Genomic DNA, 24,123 nt, shown 5'->3' with positions numbered 1-24,123 from the left:
ACGAATGAAAGTTTATTTGGTTGGTGGGGCTGTTCGCGATCAATTATTAGGTTTACCGGTAAAAGATCGTGATTGGATTGTGGTAGGCGCAGACCCCGCTACGCTACTCTCTCTCGGTTATCAACAAGTAGGCAAAGATTTTCCGGTTTTTCTCAATCCTAAAACAAAAGAAGAATATGCGCTTGCCCGAACAGAACGTAAATCTAGCGTAGGTTATACTGGCTTTATTTGTGATTTCTCCCCAACAATTACATTAGAACAAGATTTAATTCGACGAGATCTCACTATTAATGCCATGGCTCAAAGCGAAGACGGTGAAATTATCGATCCTTATGGCGGAAAACAAGATTTAGACAATCGAATTTTACGCCATATTTCTCCCGCTTTTTCAGAAGACCCTTTACGAGTATTACGCGTAGCACGCTTTGCAGCCCGTTATCATTCTCTCGGTTTTAAAATCGCATCGGAAACGCTATCCCTAATGGCAGAACTTGCACAATCGGGAGAATTACAACATCTCACGGCGGAACGCGTTTGGCTAGAAACAGAAAAAGCCTTAAACGAAAAAAATCCTGAAATTTATTTTGAAACCTTACATAAAACAGGTGCATTAAGAGTTTTATTTCCTGAAATCGATGCCCTTTATGGTGTGCCAAATCCAGCAAAACATCATCCAGAAGTAGATAGTTTTATTCATACCATGTTGGTATTAAAACAAGCGGTTAATTTGACTGAAAATAACCCTATCCTAAATAAAAGTGCGGTCCGTTTTACCGCAATTTGTCATGATCTAGGCAAGGCTCTTACACCTCAAAATATTCTTCCTCATCATTATGGACATGAGCAAGCTGGCATAAAACCAACAAGATCATTGTGCAAACGCTTGAAAGTACCAAGTTATTTTCAAGAACTTGCAGAACTAACTTGTGAATTTCATACGCATATTCACAAAGCCTTTGAGCTTCGAGCTGAAACCGTCATAACGCTGTTTAATCGTTTTGATGTGTGGAGAAAACCACAACGCTTTCAAGAATTTCTACAAGTATGTCTAGCTGATACGCGAGGTAGAACAGGTTTTGAAAATAAAAACTATCCACAAATAGATTACATCAATCAATTATTACAAGCGGCAAATGAAGTAGATGTACAGCAAGTTATTGCAGATGGATTTGAGAAACAAGAAATCAGAAATGAATTGACGAAACGAAGAATCTTAGCGGTTAAACAAACAAAAGAAAATTATCCCAAATAATTAACAAATAAAAGTAACTTTACTCAATTAAACTAAATCCTTAAAATACGCGAGCTTATTAACTTGATGAATAATATGAAAACGTTTAAATTTCTCACCGCACTTTTTGTAACCAGCATACTTACAGCCTGTACGATGGATGCTGACCGTCCAGTCAACGTGCAATATATCGATAAAACCGACGCCACATGGCAACAGCATTTACAAAAGATTCAAAAAATTCAATCCTACCAAGCTAAAGGACAAATTGGTTATATCAGTCCAACAGAACGTTTTTCTAGCCGCTTTGAATGGCAATACCAAAATCCGAAATCTTATACGCTTAAACTCTATTCTTTAATCAGTAAATCTACCCTTTGGATTCAAATGCATCAAAGTGGAATGACAATTTCCGATAACAACGGCAATCAACAATCTGCAGCCGATGCCAAACTATTATTACAAGAGATTATTGGAATGGATGTGCCATTAGAACACTTAGCGTATTGGTTGAAAGGTCAACCGGCAATGAACGCGGATTATCAAGTCGGTACCAATCATTTACTTGGCGCATTTACTTATCATGTAGATGGTTCTCAATGGACTGCAGATTATCTAACTTATCACTCAAATAATTCGATGCCTGAAAATATTCTGCTAAAAAATGACAGCACGAAACAAACTCTAAAAATTCGCGTGGATGAGTGGATTTACTAATGAATACATTAATGAAATCACATCAATTTTCTACCGCACTTTGTCAAAATACAACACAATCAAATGGGAAGCCATTGCGCTTCCCTAGCCCATCCAAACTGAATTTATTTCTTTATATCAACGGAAAATTGCCGAACGGCTATCATGAATTACAAACACTTTTTCAATTTTTAGATTTCGGCGATTGGTTAGAAATGAGTATCCGTGAAGAAGATAATCGAATTGTTTTAACGCCAGAAATTCCAAATCTAAAAACTGAAGATAATCTAATTTATCGAGCTGCAAAACTTTTACAAGAAAAAGCCAATATTCAATTGGGTGCAAATATTCATTTAGATAAAATTCTTCCAATGGGAGGCGGTGTTGGCGGAGGTTCGTCTAATGCTGCAACCGCATTAGTCGCGTTAAATTATTTATGGCAAGCTAATTTATCCATTGATGAATTGGCAAAATTAGGATTAACACTAGGCGCTGATGTGCCAGTATTTGTACATGGGCACGCTGCTTTTGCTGAAGGTGTCGGGGAGAAAATCACTTATTGTGAACCTGCTGAAAAATGGTTTGTTGTATTAAAACCCGATGATTCAATATCGACAGCTGTGATATTTCAAGATCCAAATTTACCACGTAATACACCGAAAAAATCCCTAGAACAACTTTTGAGCGAGCCTTATGTAAACGATTGCGAAAAAGTTGTGATAAATCATTATTCAAACGTTGAAAAAGCGCTAAACTGGTTGCTACAATATGCGCCGGCAAGATTAACAGGAACGGGAGCATGTGTTTTTGCTGAATTTGATCATGAAGCAAAAGCACAAGCGGTATTTAGACAAAAACCAGAAGCATTTTTTGGCTTTGTTGCGAAAGGACTCAATGTTTCTCCCTTGCACGCAATGTTGAAGCAGCTATCATCAACTTATACTCATCGACAATCTAAACCTGAGGTTTTATAAAATGCCTGACATTAAACTCTTCGCGGGTAATGCAACACCTGAACTTGCAAAACGTATTTCTGAACGTTTATATATTTCGCTAGGCGATGCGACGGTCGCACGTTTCAGCGATGGTGAAATCCAAGTTCAAATCAATGAAAATGTGCGTGGTGCGGATGTGTTTATCATCCAATCAACTTGTGCGCCAACCAATGATAACTTAATGGAATTGATTGTTATGGTAGATGCATTACGTCGAGCATCTGCTGGTCGTATTACTGCCGTGATTCCTTATTTCGGCTATGCTCGCCAAGATCGTCGTGTTCGTTCGGCTCGTGTACCAATTACCGCTAAAGTTGTGGCAGATTTACTTTCAACTGTTGGTATTGACCGTGTCTTAACCTGCGACCTACACGCAGAACAAATCCAAGGTTTCTTTGATATTCCAGTAGACAACGTATTTGGTTCTCCAGTTTTAATTCACGATATTTTGAAAAAATCTGATCTTGAAAATCCAATTGTTGTATCTCCAGATATTGGTGGTGTTGTACGTGCTCGTGCGGTAGCTAAATTATTAAACGATACCGATATGGCTATTATTGACAAACGTCGCCCTCGTGCAAACGTAGCACAAGTAATGCATATTATCGGTGATGTTGCAGACCGTGATTGTATTTTGGTAGATGATATGATTGATACTGGCGGTACGCTTTGTAAAGCCGCTGAAGCATTAAAAGAACGTGGAGCAAAACGTGTTTTTGCTTATGCAACTCACGCCGTTTTCTCTGGTGCAGCAGCCAAAAACTTAGCCAGCGATGCCATTGATGAAATTGTTGTGACTGACACCATTCCACTATCAGAAGAAATGAAAGCGATCGGTAAAGTTCGCGTGCTTACGCTTTCTTCCATGCTAGCAGAAGCCATTCGTCGCATTAGCAACGAAGAATCTATTTCTGCGATGTTTAACTAAATTAAAATTTCAATAAAAAATACCGCACTTTGAACTGCTCCCATAAAGTGGGTTGTTCATAAATTACTTAAAATATTGAGCTCTGTATAATGCAGAGCTCAAATTCTTTAAACTTGTTTTTATCTGCTTCTCGTTATACATAATGCCTTCTCTAATTTAGAGATAATTAAAAATCGATGACTGTATTTTTCCCAGAAAACTTTCAATAGCTGAACTATCATAACAATTTCCCTGATGGCTCATACTTTGGATAAACCATGTACACTCTAGCCAGTATAAACATCCTTGATCTTGGATTATATCTGATGATTATATGGAAAGCGTTTAGTTTCAATCACGATCATTAATTTAGGTTGTACAAAATCAATAAAGCGAACAATTGCAGCAGGCAGATCGTAAGACAGATAAAAGTGCGATACGCTCTCGCCAAATGCCCTTTTACACCTGCCGAACCTGTTGGCGTCACAGTAGTACCATTTGATGTTAGCTTTAAAATTGGAATAAACTCCATAACATTCGCATAAACGTTTTCGATAATTGGGCGTTATTCTAGAATAAAATCGAAGAGGACAAAGAAAAGCCTAGGGGGAAGAAAAAGGAAAAGAAAAGGCTAAGCTCGCCAGAACTTAGCCCTTAATTTTACAAAGCGGTCAGAATTTTCTGACCGCTTGTTTTAACCTTGTCGTCCTCCATTTTGGAAAATATGCCGACGACAATTACCAAATATATTTCAAACCAACATATCCTTGATAAGCTTCCTTACCTCTGCCGCTAAACAAGGTGTTGGTTTTGCTTAATGCACGGGTATAATTCAGATTTGCCTGCGCCGATAACTGTTTACCCAATGGTAAAACGCCGCCGATGCTCACTTCACCAAAGGTTGGGGCATAACGTTCGGTAATACGGTCACGCCCTACCTCTAATTCGGTTTTTGCGCCCATAAAATCGTGCACCAAATTCAGTGAAGCAAAGAAACTATTGGCGTTTTTGCCTTTTTCGGCATTAAAGCTCACACCTGCCCCAACACGTCCGCGTAATACGGTTTGATGGGTGGATTTTATATCACGAATGCCGTCATTAAATCCGCCCATTTTGGTCTCAAGCAAGGTGAGTTGTGCTTGTGGTACAAAATTCCATCTGCCATCAGTAGAAATCGCAATTTTCTTACCCACTTCAGTATTTGCCATAAAGCTGAAGCCGTGATTTTTCGCTTTGTTGCCGTTTTGTGTGGTGTATTTCGCCCCAATCCAGCCCACATTTGCGGAGGTGTCCAAATACAAGCCGTTATTGCCATACCAAGTGGAATATAAGCCCAGTGTTGCGGTTTCTAACTTGCCTTTGCCCACCAATTTATCCGCCACAATATAGCCATTTTGGGCGTGGTATTTGTCGTAGAATTTGTTATCCGCACGGTTGAACGATACCATCACACCGCCGCGGCGAATGCCATTTTCATTGCTGTTCATGAATAAATCTGAGCCGATTTGCACAAGTTTTGCTTTCGATTTATAAGCTAAACGATCTTTGCCCTGTTCTTGGGTATAGCCACCGCCTACGCGTGCCCAAGTTTGCGGTGTTAACGGTGCTTGCAAGCTGCCCATTCGGGTTTGCAATTTACCGTTTTCTTGCAATAATGCTTCCCTAGCAATGCGTTGAGTTTGTACATAGCCAGCTATCTGTTCCGCATAAATCATCGGGCCGTTGTTGGCTGGCACCGCTGGTTGCGGTGTTGGTTGTACTGGCTCTGGTTGTGGTGCTGGTTGTACTGGCTCTGGTTGCGGCACTGGTTGTACTGGCTCTGGTTGTGGTGCAGGTTGTACTGGCTCAGGTTGTGGTGCAGGTTGCACTGGTTCTGGCTGTGGCACTGGTTGTACTGGCTCAGGTTGCGGCACTGGTTTCACTGGTTCTGGCTGTGGCACTGGTTGCACTGGTTCTGGCTGTGGCACTGGTTGCACTGGTTCTGGTTGCGGCACTGGTTGCATTGGCTCTGGTTGTGGTGCAGGTTGTACTGGTTCTGGCTGTGGTGCTGGTTGTTCTAATGCTGTTAACGTCCAATAATAGTTATTGCCATGTCGCACTAATTGGGCTTCGCCTGCGTTTGTGGTTGGGGCAGTACCTTCAAATTTGCCCTTTTCTTCGCCTTTAATTTCCACCACAGGGGTTAATAAGCCACCGTTTTTCTCTACATCCGAACGGGTTACATCACCGAAAATGCTCTTGTTGCCTTGGTAGTAGGCTTTAACGGTGGTGGTGCCTTTGTGATTGCCTTCAATAATCAGTTTATCAGTTTGTTGGATATCGGGGTTATGCCAGAAAGTGTTAACGCGAAGTTCGCCAGTGTATTCTTGATCAGCATACCATTTACGATAATCGCCACTAATAGTTAGAGTATCATTTGGAAGATCATTTTTAGAGAGATCAATTATGCTGTTATAGTTTTCAACAGAATAATCAAGCCTAATATTTGAAGGGGTATTTTTAGGAGCAATTATTAACTTAGAATTATAACCTATAGAAATCACACCAATTTTACCAGAATTACCAATCATATTCCCAGTTAAATTTAAAATACTTCTGTTAAGAATAATACTCTGAAAATTACGAATTGCTTTATCTTCGTAACTGCCTACACTTTCACTACTACCAGTTAACGTTAGCCCATAGATACCCATATGATTATACTCCATATTATCTAGAGCATCAGGATTATTTTTATAAGACCCATCCAATACTTTTACTTTAGAGATATCAGCTCCTTTATCTACAAATAGTTCATCATCGCCTTTACCTAAGTAAATATTTCCTTCAATTTTACTATAGTTACGTAACCAAAGTCTGTCATAATAATCCGAACCAATAAATGCCGCTTTATCTTCCTGAGCAGAAATCACTCCATAATTCTCTACGTCTGGCCTTACATAAAGGTTAAGATTCTCAACCACTTTACCAAATAAATCCGTACGATTAAAGGCAGAAAAATCAATAGCATTCCCTTTTTCGGAAGAAATGGTACCATGATTCTCTATCCCAATATCAGTATAAAGATTTTTATAAAGCTCTTTAATTTTATCAGCTTTCTCTTCATTAGAAAGGGTAAAAAATGTTGGGTCATGTTTGTCCTTTTTAAATTCATCAAGTACTTTAACCGCTACGCTATTTTCTCCAATCGCCTTAATTGAATCTGCATTATCTAGAAACAATCTAATACGTCCATTATAAAATTCTCTTTCATACTGATCTTGACTTAAATTTAAACCTAAACCAAATTTATCTCCAAAATCATATCCAATAGAGTCTAGGTTTAATCCCAAAGATGCGGTATTGGGAGTAGCTCCAGTAATCTCTAATTTATCAATCTCGTAGAGAGATCTATCATTTCCACTTCCTGAATAAGTTAATGTGCCATCTGCATTTTTATGTAAATCGCCAACAAATTCATTATTATATATCGTAACTGCTGTTGAAAAGTGAGAAGCTGACAAAGCAGCAATCACTAAGGCGGTTTTCACCAAACCAGATTTACCTCTGTTTTTCGCTAATTCTGATGTCACGACAGAATTTTTAGTGAGATAATTGTATTTGGTTTTAAAGATTTTGTTCATTTAGGTTGCCTGCGTAATGTTGGATTAATTTAATAAAGATATTTAAGTGTAAAAAAGCTGAAATTACGGTCTCTAAGACCATTCCTAATTTGTTAAAGAATTAGTCTAAGTGTGAGTAATTTCAGCTTCGTTAGATACAAAACTCAGGCTTAAATAGTTAGACAAGGTGTCTAAATACAGGCTCAAGGATCGTTTTGTATTTTTGATAAAATTAAAATAATTGCAATATATGATTATTTACTCCTTAGGTTCTCTTGCTATATTGGGCATAAGCTGAAAACCTGATATAAATCTAGAATTTTCGCTGCACCAATAAAACCTATAAAACCGACTGCATATTTAATGACACAATAAAGAACTAGAGGGAATGATTTTCCTTTTCTGTTGTAAAAGAAGAAACCATTAAAGCCACATAGAACGAATGAACCATTTTCTTTAGAAAATGCAGTTTTTGATTTTTCTACTTTACGTGTAGAACGATTTTTTGCTTTTCTTTTCATAAGCGTTACTCCGTATCACTTTTGCCAATAAGTATCTACACGTATATTGTTTATTCATGAGAATATCCTCCTCTAAGTTAAAAATAAACTTCACAAGCTACAATATATTTTGTGGCTTACGACCAACTATTTCCTACCTCTAATGAATACATAAACTTTAGTATCCCAGATATAGGCACTTTGGAGAAAAAATTTCTTCTCCAAGGTGTTTTGTTCTCTCTGTAAAGAGAGAACAAGAGGGAGTATACTCCCTCGCGACCGTTTAAAATTTGCACTAAAGATGGGAGGTAAAGATAAGAAGTTAAAATATTGATATTTAATGAATTTTAAGATGTTCTGGGTAGTTTGTGTATTAACACTTTCTTCCATGCTAGCTGAAGCTATTCGTCGCATTAGCAACGAAGAATCTATTTCTGCGATGTTTAACTAAATTAAAACTTCTATAAAAAATACCGCACTTTTATTGCCAAAGTGCGGTATTTTTTTATTTACTTTATTTAGCTGTATCTACTTTATTCAACCGTTACACGCGCAAATTTTCGTTTACCCACTTGGTAAACATTTGTACCTTTCGGTGCATTGTCTTTTACGTTATCGACTTTTTCACCATTGATTTTCACGCCGCCTTGTTGAGCAGAGCGAATTGCTTCTGAAGTGGAAGGAACAAGTCCCGCTTCTTTTAATAAAGTAGCTAAACCCATTTCGCCAGAAAACGTAAATTCAGGCATTTCATCAGGCATCGCGCCTTTTTGGAAACGATTAATAAATTCTTGTTCTGCTGCATTTGCCGCATCTTCATTGTGGAAACGTGCAATTAATTCTTTTGCCAGTAAGATTTTTACATCGCGTGGATTTTTGCCATTTTCTACTTCCGATTTTAATTGTGCAATTTCGCTTAATGGACGGAATGAAAGAAGATTATACCAATCCCACATGAGTTCATCAGAAATGGACATCACTTTACCGAACATATCGCTTGGTGCTTCCGTTACGCCGATATAGTTACCAAGTGATTTAGACATTTTTTTCTCGCCGTCTAAGCCAACGAGTAATGGGAGTGTAATCGCAACCTGTGGTTTTTTGCCTGCTGATTTTTGTAATTCACGACCAACAAGTAAGTTGAATTTTTGGTCTGTACCGCCTAGTTCCACATCGGCATCTAATGCAACAGAATCGTAGCCTTGCAGTAATGGGTAAATAAATTCATGGATGGCAATGGGTTGATTGTTGCCAAAGCGTTTTTTGAAGTCGTCACGTTCAAGCATACGCGCAACGGTGTAGTTGCTTGCAAGACGAATCATCCCTTCTGTACCAAGTTTGCTTAACCATTCAGAGTTGAAGACGATTTTGGTTTTTTGTGGATCGAGAATTTTATAAATTTGCTCTTTATAGGTTTCAGCATTACGCAATACATCTTCACGGCTGAGTGGAGGACGCGTGGCGTTTTTGCCCGATGGATCGCCTACCATTCCAGTGAAATCACCAATTAAGAAATAGACTTCATGACCGAGTTGTTGAAATTGACGTAATTTGTTTAATACAACGGTATGCCCTAAATGAATATCTGGTGCGGTTGGATCGGCGCCTAATTTTACTTTTAATGGGCGATTTTCTTTCAGTTTTTCGATTAAATCCGCTTCTGAAAGGATTTCATCAGTACCGCGCTTTAGTTCCGCGAGAACGGTATTAATGTCAGTCATTATTATTTCCTAATTATGTTTTTTGAAAGGTTTTATTATAGGGATTCTTGGCGATTTGTGAATAAAAAAAACGCCTATTTGTGGGGAAATAGGCGGGAATGTTGGAGTGATTATCTAATATTGTTGTTGGAATGGTTAGATGATAATTGTTATCAATAACTTTGTCAACAACTAAATGAAAATAATTCTCAAAAAAATATTATTTTATATAAGGCACCGATTCTGTTAAGGAAAGTGCGGTAGGAATTCCATTAGAAATTTCAAATTGTCCCGCATAAGCATAGGCTTCAACACCTTGTTCCATTGCTTCTTTTAATAAGCGATCGTATTCGGGATCGATATATTCTGCGATCTTGAAACGATCAAAACCATTATGTAACCCAGCAAATAATACTACTGCACGATGACCTTGTTTTTTCATTGCTAGTAATTCACGGACATGTTTTTGCCCACGCGTAGTAACCGCATCGGGAAACATTCCTAAATTTCCTTTCACTAAGGTGATGGATTTCACTTCCACATAACAATCGGGTAAGCCTTCACCTTTTAATAGGAAGTCAATTCGGCTATTTTCTTCGCCGTATTTCACTTCAGGATAAATTTCGTTATACATTGCCAATTCCTTGATTTGCTTCTTTTGCAGTGCTTCAAAGACAAGCTGATTAGAACGATGCGTATTGATACAGCAAAGTTGCCCGTTTTCAAGTTGAGTGAGTTCCCAAGAATGAGGATATTTACGGGTTTGGCTATCGGAATGTGAATACCAAATTGTGTCGCCTTTTTCACCGCACCCAGTCATCGCGCCTGTATTAGCACAATGGATTGTCATCACGTCACCGGTTGGCAGTTCAATATCCGCAAGAAAGCGTTTGTAACGACGAATTAATGTCGCCGATTGTAAAACTGGAAGTTGCATAAAGTTCCTTATTTAAGTTTTTCTAAACGTTGTAAAATGGCGTTATCGCTCATGGCTTGCATTTTTTTCATTCTCAAAGAAAGTAAAATCGCTGCAAAAGTGAGTGAGACCACAAAGGCAATCCAGAAACCTTTCGCATCAATGTGTGGCACAAGCCAATCTGTACGACCGAGCGTATAACCCAGTGGCACCCCAATTACCCAATAAGAGAAAAGGGTAATGTATAAAATGACTTTGGTATCTTTATAGCCTCGTAAAATGCCTCCAACCACCATTTGGATGGTATCTGAAAATTGATAAAGTGCGGCAAATAATAATAAATTTGCCGCCATGGCGATGACAATTTCATCGGTTACGAAAATAGAGGCAATTTCATAACGGAAGAAAATCGTAATTAATGCGGTAATAATTGTCACCGTTAGCCCTAATAATAATGCGGCATAGCCCATTTTTTTCGCATTTTGTGGTGAACCAGAGCCCAATGCTTGTCCAACTAAAATTGTCGTTGCCATACCAATTGATAGGGGGAACATAAAAATGAAAGAGCTGGTATTCAACGTAATTTGATGGCTCGCCACAACGGTTGAGCCTAGCGGAGAAAGCATTAATGAAGTGAGGGCAAATAACGCCACTTCACAACAAAGTGCAATAGCAATGGGCAAGCCTAAACGCAGTAGTTTTTTAAGCGTTTTGGGATTCGGCATTTCAATTAATTGGCTAAATACTTTTAGCGAACGTTCTTGAGCATTCGTGTAGGAATAGAACATCATCATTAAGCACATTGCCCAGTTTACAATGGCTGTCGCAATACCACAGCCCACCGCACCAAAAGCAGGCATACCAAATTTTCCATAAATAAAAATGTAATTAAGCGGAATATTCAGCATTAAACCTAAGAAGGTAATGACCATTGCTGGCTTGGTTTTGGCAATCCCATCATTTAAACAACGAAAATTAATCAGCATCAAATAAGCAGGCAATCCCCACAACATCGCATGTAAATAATCGCGTGCTAAATCTGACATTTTGCTTTCCATTTGCATATATTGCAGCGGAATTTCACAGAAATAAATCAGCAAACCTAAAGGAATACTCACGCCTAACACAAGCCAAATTCCTTGGCGAACTTGATGGGCAATGCGATGGCGTTGGCCTGAACCGTTTAAATAAGAAATGGTCGGAGGCAGCGCTAATAATAAGCCTTGACCGAAAAGCACCAATGGCATCCAAATAGATGCGCCAACAGAAATGGCAGCCATATCAGTAGAACTCACGCGACCAGCCATAATGGTATCCGCTAATCCCATTGAGTTTTGTGCAATTTGCGCTAACAAAATGGGTAAAGAAATTTTAATTAATTTTTTAATATCAGCGTGATATTGGGATAAAAGACGAAAATTCATAAATTTGATATACTAAGAAAAATTTTTAGAAAAGGAGAAAATATGTTTACTGGAATTGTACAAGGCACTGCACCTATTCATTCAATTACAGAAAAGGCTAATTTTAGAACACAAGTGGTAAAATTACCACCTGAAATGCGTAAAGACTTAGAAATTGGCGCATCGGTGGCAAATAACGGTGTATGTTTAACCGTGACTGAAATTAACGACGATCTCGTTAGCTTTGACCTCATGCAAGAAACCTTAAGAATTACGAATCTAGGCTTGTTGAAAGTAGGCGATCATGTGAATATCGAACGAGCCATGCAAATGGGAACCGAAATCGGCGGGCATTTGTTATCTGGTCATGTGTATTGCACCGCAACCATTTCAGACATTATTGCCAGTGAAAACAACCGACAAATTTGGTTTGAACTGCCAAGCACAGATGTAATGAAATACATTTTAGCGAAAGGATTTGTTGCCGTAGATGGTATTAGCCTCACTATTGGTAAAGTAAAAGGTTCACAATTCTGTGTGAATTTAATTCCTGAAACTTTGCAACGAACCTTAATGGGGCAACGTAAAGTGGGTGATATCGTGAATATTGAAATCGATCCACAAACACAAGCCATAGTAGATACAGTAGAAAATTATTTAAAAGCGAGAAATTTGTAGTCTATTGAAATAAAAAGAGCGGTTAAAAAAACACAGAATTTTTTAACCGCTCTTTTGGTTGATGACTTCGTTTATTTTTTCGATTTTTTCCATTTCCAGAAAAGGAATAGGGCAAGTAAAGCGATAAGCACATAAATCACTATTTGACCTTTTTGGATTTGAGCATGTAACCAGTCTAAATTTTTTGCACCAAGTTCGCCTAAATAAACCCAAATTGGCACAGAAATAATAGCAGCACAGAAATCAATTAAGACAAAACGTGTGTAACTGACACGGCGAGTAATGCCAGAAACCATATAAATTGGGGCACGCAAACCGGGTAAAAAACGTGCGACAAATAACACTCGGTTGCCATATTGGCTGAATTTTTCACGCACCATTCTTAAACGTTGTAATGTCACGATTTTACGCATTGGGCGGAAACGTAAAATTTTTGTGCCATAAATACGACCAAGCCAATACATGCTAGAATCGCCCGCAAGTACACCAATCATACTGACGAGCAACATCAAATGTGAATTCACGCTTTCTGGATAAAGCCCAGCAATGACACCGCCAGAAACTAACGTAATGTCCTCAGGAATCGGCACACCAAATCCACAAATAATTAAAACAAAAAGAACAGCCCAATAGCCGTACTCAGTAAAAAATCCAATCAGAAATTCCATAATCTTCCTACTTTTATTTTTTAATGAATATCGTAAAAACTGCTAAGCATTCTAATCTTTTCAGGGTAAAAAACCTAGAAAAAGTTTGCTTTGAAAGGAGGGATATTCTATAATTCGCCGTCTCAAAGCGTGGCTCAGTGCTTATTCTTTGAGAACAATATTTGGAAAATTGCTGGGTCGCCTGCAATTTTCTTTCTTTTAACATTAATTTAAAGAGAACATTAAAATGGCATTTAAATTTAACGCTGAAGTTCGTACAGCGCAAGGTAAGGGTGCGAGCCGCCGCCTGCGTCACAATGGCCAAATCCCTGCAATCGTTTATGGTGGCAGCGAAGAGCCAGTTTCAATCATCTTAAACCACGATGAATTAAACAACGCGCAAGCACATGAATCTTTCTATTCTGAAGTGATCACTTTAGTGATCGGTGGCAAAGAAGTTGCAGTTAAAGTACAAGCAATGCAACGTCACCCATTCAAACCAAAATTGGTTCACATTGACTTCAAGCGCGCGTAATTCACAAGTTTGAACAAAGTAAAAAAGCTAAGATATCAATCTTAGCTTTTTTGTTCTAAGTATTTTAATTATTTCTCAATAAATACCTAAACTTTAATTTTTTATCAAATAACGTTTTAAATTTTCAACAACAAATTCTAATTCTGCTTTTCCATAGTTTGGCTGAAATTCTAAAAAAATCACCCCAGCCTTTCGACAAGCCTCCCGTTTCACTGCATCACGCTTCGCCGCATTATCCTGATAATGTCCCTGCCCTTGATATTCAATTACTATTACGGCATAGCCTTTCTTATCTACAATCAAAAAATCTACACGCTTACTATTTATCGCAAAATAAGCCTCTTTATCTATTGATTCTAAAAACTCTCCCATTGAAACCTGAGTAAATAAACGAAACTCTTGATAACCTTTAGATAACAACTTTTCTAAACGAAGAAAAAGTTGATATTCACTCTTATTCATCAAGGCTTTTCTTTTATACTTACTCAATATAACGACATCAAGATGATCATTTTTATTCACAATATTAATTTTGTTTTCTGTCGAAAGATAAAGACGATTCTTCTTTGCATTACGACGAGTTGATCCCGATTTAGATGAAAATAAGCCAATTATAAATAAAATAACAAAAATGAAAATAATGATGTATTGTAAAGAAAATTCCATATTGCTCTCCTAAATGAACAGGAAAACAAGATAGCATTAATAGAATATTACTTTATATTACAAATAAGCGTGTTTGGGATCTGGATCGCAAAAACAACCTTAAATAAGGTAAAAAAACTAGCTTTTGTTAGAACTATGAGAATTTAAAAAATATGGCTGGGGTACTAGGATTCGAACCTAGGGATGCCGAGATCAAAACCCGGTGCCTTACCGCTTGGCGATACCCCAACAGAGAAATCTTTGATTAGATATAAAGAAGATTTATTTGATAGTATGGCTGGGGTACTAGGATTCGAACCTAGGGATGCCGAGATCAAAACCCGGTGCCTTACCGCTTGGCGATACCCCAACTACTATTTGACTTACAAAGCGATAAATGGTGCGGGACGAGGGACTTGAACCCACACACCTCTCGGCGCCAGAACCTAAATCTGGTGCGTCTACCAATTTCGCCAGTCCCGCAAATTTGGTGGCTACAGCGAGATTCGAACTTGCGACCCCAACATTATGAGTGTTGTGCTCTAACCAACTGAGCTATGTAGCCATTACCTTAATTTGCCTAACCATATCGGCTTTGCGGGGCGTATTATGCTGATTTTGACGATACTCGTCAAATACTTTTTTTAAAATATTTAGATTTTCCCTTTCATTTGATTATTAATAAAACACATCAATTATTTTTTATACATTTCTACAATATCATATTAGCTTTTTTAGCACTTTAATCGCAATTTCTCTTTTACTCACTCATCTATTTATTTTTAATTAAAATTTATTTGACAAAAAATGCCTAAATCGTTATTTCTAATGTTCATTATTCTAAAAACACAACATCAAGGAGTATCTTATGTCCCATCTCTCAGTCGCCAAATTTGGCGGAACATCTGTAGCCAATCATGCAGCAATGACAGCTTGTGCAAAAATTGTCATCGCTGATCCAAATACACGCGTAGTCGTGCTTTCTGCATCAGCTGGGGTAACGAATTTATTAGTCGCGTTAGCAAATGGTGTAGAAGCGACAGAACGTGAAAAATTAATTGGTGAAATCCGTCAAATTCAAGAAAATATTTTAAATGAATTAAAAGACGACAGCCGTGTTCGTCCGATTATTGAAAAATATCTTGAAAATATTACCGCACTTTCTGAAGCGGCCAGTCTTGCAACCTCTCCCGCATTAACTGATGAACTCATCAGCCACGGTGAAATGATGTCTACTCAAATCTTTATTGAGATTTTACGTGAACAAAACGCATCGGGTACTTGGGTTGATGTACGTACAATTGTTGCAACCAATAACCATTTTGGTAAAGCCGCACCGAATGATGAACAAACTCAATCAAACAGTGATAGAATTTTAAAACCATTAATAGACCGCGGTGAATTAGTCATTACCCAAGGTTTTATCGGACGTGAACCAAGCGGTAAAACAACCACATTAGGCCGAGGTGGTAGCGACTACTCTGCTGCTTTGTTAGCCGAAGTATTAAATGCAAAAGACGTTTTAATTTGGACTGACGTTGCGGGTATTTACACAACGGATCCACGCATTGTTCCTGCTGCACAACGCATCGACACAATGAGCTTTGCTGAAGCAGCGGAAATGGCAACCTTTGGCGCAAAAGTGCTACACCCAGCCACATTACTCCCTGCCGTACGCAGCAATATCCCTGTTTATGTGGGTTCAAGCAAAGCACCTGAAGCGGGCGGAACTTGGGTCACTCGCGATCCTCAACCTCGTCCAACTTTCCGTGCTATCGCATTACGCCGAGATCAAACTTTACTCACTCTTTCAAGCTTAAGTATGCTGCATGCACAAGGTTTCTTAGCGAATGTATTTAACATTTTGGCTAAACACAAAATTTCAGTGGATACAATCACCACATCCGAAGTCAGCGTTGCACTAACCTTAGATAAAACTGGCTCCGCATCTTCAGGAGCGGAATTACTTTCAACTGAATTATTAGATGAGCTTCGTCAATATTGTGCAGTAAAAGTCGATACTGGATTGTCATTAGTTGCATTAATCGGCAATGACTTACATATTGCTTCCGGTGTAGCAAAACGTATTTTTGATACGCTTCAATCTTACAACGTGCGTATGATTAGTTATGGCGCAAGTACTAATAATATTTGTATGCTAGTGCAAAGTGAACATGCTGACGAAGTCGTTCATTCATTACACAAATCTTTATTTGAATAAAGTCGAAAGCCTAAAGTGCGGTGAAAAATCACCGCACTTTTGCTTTTATATCATTGAGATTAAAGCCGAAAAAGAGTAAAGTAAACGGCTGTTCATTTGACTAATTTAACCGAATAAAAGGCGGAAATTATGGGAAAAAGTGTTGTTATCTTAGGCGCTCAATGGGGCGATGAAGGTAAAGGGAAAATCGTCGATCTTCTAACGGATCGCGTAAAATACGTAGTTCGTTACCAAGGCGGTCACAACGCAGGCCATACACTTATCATTAATGGAGAAAAAACCGTATTACGTTTAATTCCATCTGGTATGTTACATCCAAACGTAACTTGCTTAATTGGTAATGGCGTTGTGGTTTCACCTGAAGCATTAATGAAAGAAATGGGCGAACTTGAAAGCCGTGGTATTAAAGTTCGTGAACGTTTGTTAATTTCTGAAGCTTGTCCTTTAATCTTGCCTTATCATGTGGCTATGGATCACGCCCGTGAAGCAGCTCTCGGCAAAAAAGCTATTGGTACAACTGGTCGTGGTATTGGCCCTGCTTATGAAGATAAAGTGGCTCGTCGTGGTTTACGCGTAGGCGATTTATTTGATAAAGAAGCTTTTGCCGAAAAACTCAAAAACATCCTTGAATACTATAATTTCCAATTGGTGAACTACTACAAAGTTGAACCTGTCGATTATCAAAAAACCTTAGATGATGTGATGGCAATTGCTGATGTAATCACTGGTATGGTGGCAGACATCACTACAATTCTTGATACAGCACGCAAAAATGGTGAACACATTTTATTTGAAGGTGCGCAAGGTACCATGTTGGATATCGACCACGGTACTTATCCGTATGTAACCAGCTCAAACACAACAGCTGGTGGCGTTGCAACAGGTTCTGGTTTTGGCCCGCGTAATCTTGATTATGTACTTGGTATCATTAAGGCTTACTGTACTCGTGTAGGTGGTGGCCCATTCACAACTGAATTATTTGATGATGTGGGTGCTGAAATTGCTCGTAAAGGTAACGAATTTGGCGCGGTAACAGGTCGTCCACGTCGTTGCGGTTGGTTTGATGCCGTCGCCATTCGCCGTGCAATCCAACTTAACTCTATTTCTGGTTTCTGTATGACTAAACTAGACGTATTAGATGGTTTTGATGAAGTTAAAATCTGTGTTGCATACAAAATGCCAAATGGCGAAATCGTTGAATATGCACCATTAGCAGCAAAAGATTGGGAAGGTGTAGAACCAATTTATGAAACCTTACCAGGCTGGAAAGAAAATACTTTCCGCGTCACAGATGTAAATAAATTGCCACAAAACTGCATTAACTATATTAAACGTATTGAAGAAGTAACTGGGGTACCAATTGATATTCTTTCAACAGGTCCTGATCGTGTAGAAACCATGATTTTACGTGATCCGTTCGCCGCTTAATTGCTTTAAATTTCTGACCGCACTTTAAAAGTGCGGTCTTTTTTTACCTTGTTTTTACAAAAAACTAAAAGGGCTAAATCCATTACAGAACTTAGCCCTTTAATTTACTCGCTATAAAGTGCGGTTAAATTACCAGAAATATCCTACTGCGGCACCACTCGTCACTTCACCTTGTGTGTTAGCCCCCATTGAGAAACGAATACCATATTTACCGTTATCAGAAACACGAGAGTAACCCACAGCCACTGCAGCTTGGTCTTTATGCTGACCAATACCCGCTGTTGCGACAGATTGACCTGGTTTATGTGGTTGTAATAAGTTAGCCATCGCAGCAGAAGTCGCCATACCTGCATTCATACGATTACCTAATTTATTAACTTGGCGCTGTAAGTTATTAATGCGATTACCAACATTCGCAATGCCTTTCGTTGCATTATATAATTGGCTACCATTTATAGCATCTTTTGAAGTTGCTGAAATTTCACCAGGTGCAACACCAGTAATTTTCGCACCATTCACACTTAATTCAGCAGGCTGAGCTGGTGTAGCTGGGCTAGTCGCTGTTGCTGGTTTTGCAGGTTGTGCTGCTTTACCTGTAATCTTCGGCCCTTCTTTACCAAATTGGACACTATCAAATTGAGGGTTCATTGAAGTTGCAATCGCAATATCACGACCATTACGTGTAATCTCAATATTGTTACCTGCATCAACATTAACCGTCTCATCCATTTTAACTTTAGTTGGCGAAGTATGAGCGGAAATCACTTTACCAGTAGAACCTTCAACCTTACTAGAATGAATATTAATACCACTATTCTGTAATTGATCAACATTCACTGCATCACTTGGTTTCGTACCCCATGCAACATTAGAGATAACTGTACCGCCAGTACCTTTATCTAAACCTTTATCTTTTAGATATTGTACTTTAGCTTCTTCTTTCGCAGCTTTTACTGCGGCTTCAGACGCTGCAGCAATTACATCATCTGGCTGTCCCTTCAATAATTCTTTAATCTTAGTTTTTGCGGCTTCTGCAGCAGCTTCTTGTTTACCTGTCAATTCACCAAGCTGAGTTGGAGTTAAACCTTCTTCACGACTTGTTGTTGAGGTATATTTATCTCCTAAGCCATCAGGATCCATTGAAGCTGATGTACGAACGTTACTTGGTTCTAAGGCTTCTTTGGTTGTATCAGGTTTACCCTCTTTAACTGGGTACCATTTACCATCCGCAGCTTTAGCAACCTTATTACCATCCTTATCTTCAGAGGTAATTTGACTAATTGGTAAATCAACATTAAATCTCACATAAGTATTTGTGATTTTTTTACCATCTTTATTCACCTCATCCATAGTTGCAGCTTGAACTTTGGTATTTTTACCATCGGCAAAACGAACATTGTCATCTGGATTTACTTTCTCAAGTTTATCTGCTGATAAGGCTTTACTGTCACCCTTAAATGCGTCATTAGCTTTAGATGAATCAGCCAAACCAACATTCCAACCAGATTTTTCAATTGCATCACCAACTTGGTTACCCGTTACAAAACCAGCACCTTTATTTATAGTTACTGGATTTGTAGTTACATCAACTGCATCGGCACCAGTTTTAGGTTTACCATCAACACCTAAATCAGACTCTTTATACCATTTATTATCATCACCTTTCACAACATCCACTTTACCCTCAGGTGTTGTGATTGTGCCCCGTTTGCCCTCTTTATTAGTAGAAACCACATCACCAGATTTCATAGAGACTGTAATTTCTCGAGTTCCATCAGCAGTAGTTTTTCCAGTGACTTCAATACCATTTCCACCTTTAAAGTCTACTTTGTTAGCATTACGTACTTGGTCTGAATACCCATTATCACTAGTGGATACAACAAATCCTAAGTTTTGTAAATCTCCAACAGTAGCCGCATTGTTAGGATTAGAATTGCTGAAATCAACAAGACCTGATTTACCAATATTATTTGGCAGATCTGCATCTGCTATTGGAGTAGCATTTTCTTTTGGTTTGCCATTAGCCTCTACTTGAGATGCTAGATACCATTTACCATCATTAGCCACTTTCACAGGATCTTTCGCATCTGCTATTGCATCTGTACCAGGTTTTAAAATACCGTTTTCTACTTTGTCTGCAGGGTAGAACTTGTCCCCTACTTGTACAAGTTTTGTGCCATCAGCAGCTACAGGTTCAAATGTTTTTGCTCCATTTGCTACATTTGTTAATGTACTTGGTGTTCCTACTTTACCACCTTCCGCATCATTTGGATTAACCAAACTAGATACTATATTATCTTTTGCTTCTGGTTGTTTATCTAAATCTGCTCCATCAGAATTTTTAAATTTCTTAGTTGTTGGATCATACACTTTTCCTTCTAAATCTTTAGGATTGTAATATTTTCCATCTTCACCTTTTTTAACAATGTTTCCATCTGCATCTGTATATTTTACAGGTAAGTCTACAACATCAACTTTTACAGTTGTTACTGTTTTAACTTTTCCAGAAGCATCTAACTCTTCCTTAGTTGCAAGTTTCACATTGGTATTATCACCATCTGCAAATCTTAATTCATCATTAGGATTTACTTTCTCATCTTCATTTTTGAAATCTGATGCTGATAATGCTTTATTATTTTTACCTACAACAAATCCTGATTTTTCAATAGCATCTGCAACTTGGTTCCCAGTTACAAACTTAGATCCATTATTTGGAGTTACAGTTATGCCATCTATAGGATTTGCCCCATTATTTGGAGCTCCGTTTGTCACATCTCCATTGTTATAAACTTTTCCATCATTTGCTATAGTTCCAACTGGGTCTTTTCCTTGTTTAGGTTGTCCATCTGTTCCTATATCTTCAGGCTTATAAACTTTATCTCCTACTTTAACAAGTTTAGTTCCATCAGCTTTTGTTATTTCAGTTGGAGTGACTTCTCCAGCTTCCATTTCAAATGTTAATGTTCTTACACCTTTATCATCAGTTTTTCCACTTACTTGTATTCCATTTTTGCCAACGAATTTCACTTCATCAGCATTTTTTACCGTTTCAGAATATGGATTGCCCAAATCACCAGTCGTTTTATTAGAAGATACTACCCAACCCATGTTACGTAAATCACCTACAGTAGCGGCTGTATTGTCGCTTACTTTAGGTTCCCCTGTAGTAGGCTTAGACAAATCAACTAAACCACGGTTTTTATCCGTTGTACCCGGTACGTCAGCACCATTTACTTGATCACCATATTTGTTCAAGCCAGATTTCACATTAGTGACTTTCACTGGATCTGTACCATTAGGGCCAGATACTTTCAAGTCTCCATCATCTGTTTTAGATAATTTAGGGCCTTGATCTCCACCGACTTGTATAGTTGTAAACGTTACATTATCTTTCGTAGCAAATGTAAATTTGCCAGCATTTTGTGTAATCTTGATGTTTTTATCTGCTTCAAAAGTTACTGTATCGCCTGCTTTGACTTCTTGCTCTGTCTTGCCGCTATTTTCGCCATCGGTCGTTGCATCAGAAGTAGCCTTCCAAGCAGCCGCTTTAATGGCATCTGCCACGTTGCCTACAGTAGCGATTTTGTTTGCATCGCCCTTAGTTACTGTCGGCACGGCTGTAGTGCTGATGTTGCCCGTGTTGACTTTCACACCCTCATTAGTTACGGTGATTGTGTTATTTGCTGCCTTTACATCAAATTTGACGTTCGCGCCTTTCGGGGTTTTGATTTTTTCAACCTGTTTGCCGTTTTCGGTAACGGTTTCTTTTACCTCGTCCTGCACCGTCACGCTTACCGTCGTGCCGTTGCCGTTGGTGAAGTTGACCTGATCGTCCGAACCTATGCCGGCAACCTTGGCTTTCTCATCGCCGGCCACCTGCCAGCCAGATGCCACTTTGCGCGCCACGGGTTTAACTGTGAGCCGTTGATGGCATCTGTTGAATCATCTGCCACGCGACCGGCTGCCACGTTTTTCAACTGGCGTTCCGCGCCTGCGCTGCCGAAGGATACCACGTCGCCGGCGGAAGTATCGACACCGCCCGCCCATTTGAAGGTATAGGCAACATCAGGCGAATCAGAAGAGACAATTGAGCCGGCGGCATTGTAGGATACGTCGGTTTGGCGCGTGCCTTGCAACTCGGTTGTCGAACCGGTGCCGATTGCCACGGCATTTTGACGGTTTGCCACTGCCCCTGCGCCGAGCGCGATTGAACCGAGGCTGTCGGCGCGTGCGCCCGTACCGATTGCCGTGCCCAAATTCCCTTGAGACAGGGCGTGGATACCGAGGGAAATGGAGGAATGACCATTTGTTACCTTGGAGTAATCCAAACTAGTCGTGTTCATTGGCTTGCGGGTTATCTCCTCATAAGCGTCGGCGAGCGTGCCGCTTTTGTCAACCGTACCGACAACCTTGTAATGACGTTTTACCTTTTCGCCGTTGATAGTTTCCTCCACGGTAACGTCTGTTACATTATTATGGTCTTCTTTGACATAATTGACGGTTTGCTTTGCTGCCTCCGAAATATCTGAGCCGCCAATCATAATGGAGGAATGCCCTACGGCTCTCGTACCGAGACCGGCTGCTATAGCCCCTTGCAAACCAACCGATTTGGCACCTTTACCAATCGCTATGCCTGCTATATTCCCTGTCCATGACCCTGAACCAATCGCTACCGAATTATCTGCAGCAATCGCTCCATATCCAGCAGATACTGCATCCTGTCCCGCATAAGAACTAGTCCCTAACGCTAAGGCATTTTGTTTAGCTGCATTTGCCTGCGTACCTAAGGCAATAGCATTTGTTTCTCTCGCAACAGAACTAGAACCTACAGCAATTGAGTGTTCTGCCTGAGCCTGCGCATGATCACCAAGAGTTGCACTTTCTTTTCCAGTTGCTTTTGAAGTCCAACCAATGGAAATAGAATTTAAGCCATCAGCAACCGCTTCATTGGCAATGGCCACAGACCGGTATGCATTAGACTTACTGTTGTACCCAATTGCCACTGAGTCAGAACCAGTTGCTGCTGCAAGCGGTCCTACTGCAATATCGTGATTCGCTGTGGCTTTCGATTCTTCCCCTAAGGCAACTGATCCGCCACCAGAGGATACAGACGCACGTCCCATGGCAATCGCATCTGTTTTAGTACTGGATGCACCATAACCCTGTGCAATACCATATTCTGCCACTACATTTGCGTTATAGCCGATTGCAATACCTTTACTACCTACCTTAGCATTATTCCCTAAAGCAACAGATTGTTGTTTCGCCACCGTATTGCTACCAATAGCAATGGCCTCAGAACCATCTTTTGTTACCGCTGTATTACCGATAGCAATCGAGTTATTACCTGCATTGCTAGCAGATATACCAAGGGCAATAGACTCTTTTGCGCCATTTACTGCACTCTTACCAATAGCGATTGATCCCGTAGCCGCCGCTCCATTAACTGCACTTGCACCAATGGAGATACCGTCTTGATTATTAGCTCTCGCACCATTCCCAAGAGCTACTGATGTTGCTGTATTAGCACTTGATCCAGTCCCCAAAGCCACTGCTGTCGCTGGTCCAACACCTGCCGTATTGACTGCATAGGCCGTATTCGCGCCTGATAACAACCCTAACGCGACGACGGAGGATTTGAAAATTCTTCCTGAAAAATTAACCGCACTTCCTTGAGAATTTGATGAACTTTGTTTTTTGTGTGCCTTAGTTAATTCGGATACCGCCACCCAAGATTGGGTTGCTTGGCTCCATACAATACGGAAAATTTTATTCATAAATGCCTCACTAATCATATAAAAAACAAATTCCCACTTCTTTTTTCTATTTATAAAGAAGTGAGAAATAAAATCGCAGAGAGTATATGAGTATGCAGATAAAACTCAATAAAAGCGCGAACAATTGCTTTTTTTTTAAACAGAATTTGTATATTATTTATACAAACATGTTTATATTTACAGTCTTTCAGCGAGAAAAAAGTTAAAAAGTGCGGTTAATTTTGGGGATATTTTTGGGGGTA

At 39.3% G+C, this 24,123-nt stretch carries 17 protein-coding genes, 4 tRNA genes and 1 pseudogene; 8 read left to right on the top strand and 14 right to left on the bottom strand.

Annotated features, from left to right (window positions below; all coding sequences use genetic code 11):
- Positions 1–4 precede the first annotated feature (4 nt).
- The 4 genes from DV428_RS05515 to DV428_RS05500 all read left to right on the top strand — a co-directional run bounded on the left by DV428_RS05515 (position 5) and on the right by DV428_RS05500 (position 3,850).
- On the top strand, positions 5–1,252 hold the full coding sequence (locus DV428_RS05515; RefSeq protein ID WP_114908968.1) for a multifunctional CCA addition/repair protein: 1,248 nt from the start codon (positions 5–7) through the stop codon (positions 1,250–1,252).
- 75 nt (positions 1,253–1,327) lie between these two features.
- Entirely contained in the window at positions 1,328–1,948 is a 621-nt protein-coding gene (gene lolB, locus DV428_RS05510; protein WP_065264995.1) for a lipoprotein insertase outer membrane protein LolB, read from the top strand.
- Positions 1,949–1,959: 11 nt separating this feature from the next.
- The gene (ispE, locus tag DV428_RS05505; protein WP_114909583.1) at positions 1,960–2,901 is read left to right on the top strand and encodes a 4-(cytidine 5'-diphospho)-2-C-methyl-D-erythritol kinase; all 942 of its coding nucleotides are present in this window, start codon (positions 1,960–1,962) and stop codon (positions 2,899–2,901) included.
- 1 nt (position 2,902) lies between these two features.
- Positions 2,903–3,850: a ribose-phosphate pyrophosphokinase gene (locus DV428_RS05500; RefSeq protein ID WP_046939176.1), complete on the top strand. Its 948-nt coding sequence runs from the start codon at positions 2,903–2,905 to the stop codon at positions 3,848–3,850.
- A 314-nt stretch (positions 3,851–4,164) separates the two neighbouring features.
- Here the strand turns inward: DV428_RS05500 and DV428_RS09800 are convergent.
- From DV428_RS09800 to hmrM, 6 genes and pseudogenes are all read right to left on the bottom strand, one after another.
- Positions 4,165–4,322 (bottom strand): annotated as a pseudogene (locus DV428_RS09800) (glycosyltransferase N-terminal domain-containing protein); the annotation flags it as partial.
- Between the two features lie 244 nt (positions 4,323–4,566).
- Complete coding sequence (locus tag DV428_RS05490) at positions 4,567–7,452, bottom strand: autotransporter outer membrane beta-barrel domain-containing protein (RefSeq protein WP_114908967.1); 2,886 nt, start codon at positions 7,450–7,452, stop codon at positions 4,567–4,569.
- Positions 7,453–7,709: 257 nt separating this feature from the next.
- Positions 7,710–7,952 (bottom strand): hypothetical protein, encoded by a 243-nt coding sequence (locus tag DV428_RS05485; protein ID WP_065246718.1) that lies wholly within the window; start codon positions 7,950–7,952, stop codon positions 7,710–7,712.
- A 512-nt stretch (positions 7,953–8,464) separates the two neighbouring features.
- Positions 8,465–9,652 carry a tyrosine--tRNA ligase gene (gene tyrS, locus DV428_RS05480; RefSeq protein ID WP_114908966.1) on the bottom strand — a complete coding sequence of 396 codons (1,188 nt, stop codon included), beginning with the start codon at positions 9,650–9,652 and terminating at the stop codon, positions 8,465–8,467.
- Between the two features lie 199 nt (positions 9,653–9,851).
- Complete coding sequence (gene sfsA / locus DV428_RS05475) at positions 9,852–10,568, bottom strand: DNA/RNA nuclease SfsA (RefSeq protein ID WP_114908965.1); 717 nt, start codon at positions 10,566–10,568, stop codon at positions 9,852–9,854.
- 8 nt (positions 10,569–10,576) lie between these two features.
- Positions 10,577–11,971, bottom strand: a complete 1,395-nt coding sequence (gene hmrM, locus DV428_RS05470) for a sodium-coupled multidrug efflux MATE transporter HmrM (RefSeq protein WP_114908964.1) — start codon at positions 11,969–11,971, stop codon at positions 10,577–10,579.
- A 42-nt stretch (positions 11,972–12,013) separates the two neighbouring features.
- Between hmrM and DV428_RS05465 the strand changes: the two genes are divergently transcribed.
- Complete coding sequence (locus tag DV428_RS05465) at positions 12,014–12,628, top strand: riboflavin synthase subunit alpha (protein ID WP_114908963.1); 615 nt, start codon at positions 12,014–12,016, stop codon at positions 12,626–12,628.
- Between the two features lie 71 nt (positions 12,629–12,699).
- On the opposite strand, the gene DV428_RS05460 is transcribed toward DV428_RS05465, so the two are convergent.
- Positions 12,700–13,296: a DedA family protein gene (locus tag DV428_RS05460; RefSeq protein ID WP_114908962.1), complete on the bottom strand. Its 597-nt coding sequence runs from the start codon at positions 13,294–13,296 to the stop codon at positions 12,700–12,702.
- A 226-nt stretch (positions 13,297–13,522) separates the two neighbouring features.
- Between DV428_RS05460 and rplY the strand changes: the two genes are divergently transcribed.
- Positions 13,523–13,810 carry a 50S ribosomal protein L25 gene (rplY, locus tag DV428_RS05455; RefSeq protein WP_005633680.1) on the top strand — a complete coding sequence of 96 codons (288 nt, stop codon included), beginning with the start codon at positions 13,523–13,525 and terminating at the stop codon, positions 13,808–13,810.
- A 93-nt stretch (positions 13,811–13,903) separates the two neighbouring features.
- On the opposite strand, the gene DV428_RS05450 is transcribed toward rplY, so the two are convergent.
- The 5 genes from DV428_RS05450 to DV428_RS05430 form a co-directional block, all read right to left on the bottom strand.
- The gene (locus DV428_RS05450) at positions 13,904–14,476 is read right to left on the bottom strand and encodes a DUF2726 domain-containing protein (protein WP_114908961.1); all 573 of its coding nucleotides are present in this window, start codon (positions 14,474–14,476) and stop codon (positions 13,904–13,906) included.
- A 153-nt stretch (positions 14,477–14,629) separates the two neighbouring features.
- A tRNA-Gln gene (locus tag DV428_RS05445) sits at positions 14,630–14,704 on the bottom strand.
- Positions 14,705–14,750: 46 nt separating this feature from the next.
- Positions 14,751–14,825: transfer RNA gene (locus DV428_RS05440), tRNA-Gln, on the bottom strand.
- A gap of 28 nt (positions 14,826–14,853) precedes the next feature.
- Positions 14,854–14,938, bottom strand: a tRNA-Leu gene (locus DV428_RS05435).
- Between the two features lie 5 nt (positions 14,939–14,943).
- Positions 14,944–15,020: transfer RNA gene (locus DV428_RS05430), tRNA-Met, on the bottom strand.
- A gap of 303 nt (positions 15,021–15,323) precedes the next feature.
- Between DV428_RS05430 and lysC the strand changes: the two genes are divergently transcribed.
- Together lysC and purA are read left to right on the top strand one after the other, a co-directional pair.
- On the top strand, positions 15,324–16,676 hold the full coding sequence (lysC, locus tag DV428_RS05425) for a lysine-sensitive aspartokinase 3 (RefSeq protein WP_114908960.1): 1,353 nt from the start codon (positions 15,324–15,326) through the stop codon (positions 16,674–16,676).
- 129 nt (positions 16,677–16,805) lie between these two features.
- Positions 16,806–18,104 (top strand): adenylosuccinate synthase, encoded by a 1,299-nt coding sequence (gene purA, locus DV428_RS05420; protein ID WP_046953488.1) that lies wholly within the window; start codon positions 16,806–16,808, stop codon positions 18,102–18,104.
- 129 nt (positions 18,105–18,233) lie between these two features.
- Here purA and DV428_RS05415 read toward each other — a convergent pair whose 3' ends face one another.
- Entirely contained in the window at positions 18,234–21,998 is a 3,765-nt protein-coding gene (locus tag DV428_RS05415; protein ID WP_153066467.1) for a Hia/Hsf adhesin N-terminal domain-containing protein, read from the bottom strand.
- Positions 21,944–23,899 (bottom strand): ESPR-type extended signal peptide-containing protein, encoded by a 1,956-nt coding sequence (locus DV428_RS05410; RefSeq protein ID WP_114908958.1) that lies wholly within the window; start codon positions 23,897–23,899, stop codon positions 21,944–21,946. The genes DV428_RS05415 and DV428_RS05410 overlap by 55 nt, the downstream gene beginning before the upstream one ends.
- Positions 23,900–24,123: the final 224 nt, after the last annotated feature.

Origin of the sequence: Haemophilus haemolyticus, from assembly GCF_003352385.1 — a bacterium.
GTDB lineage: Bacteria > Pseudomonadota > Gammaproteobacteria > Enterobacterales > Pasteurellaceae > Haemophilus > Haemophilus haemolyticus_I.
The sequence above is the reverse complement of the archived record's forward strand: the minus strand, read 5'-3'. Positions and strand labels throughout refer to the sequence as shown.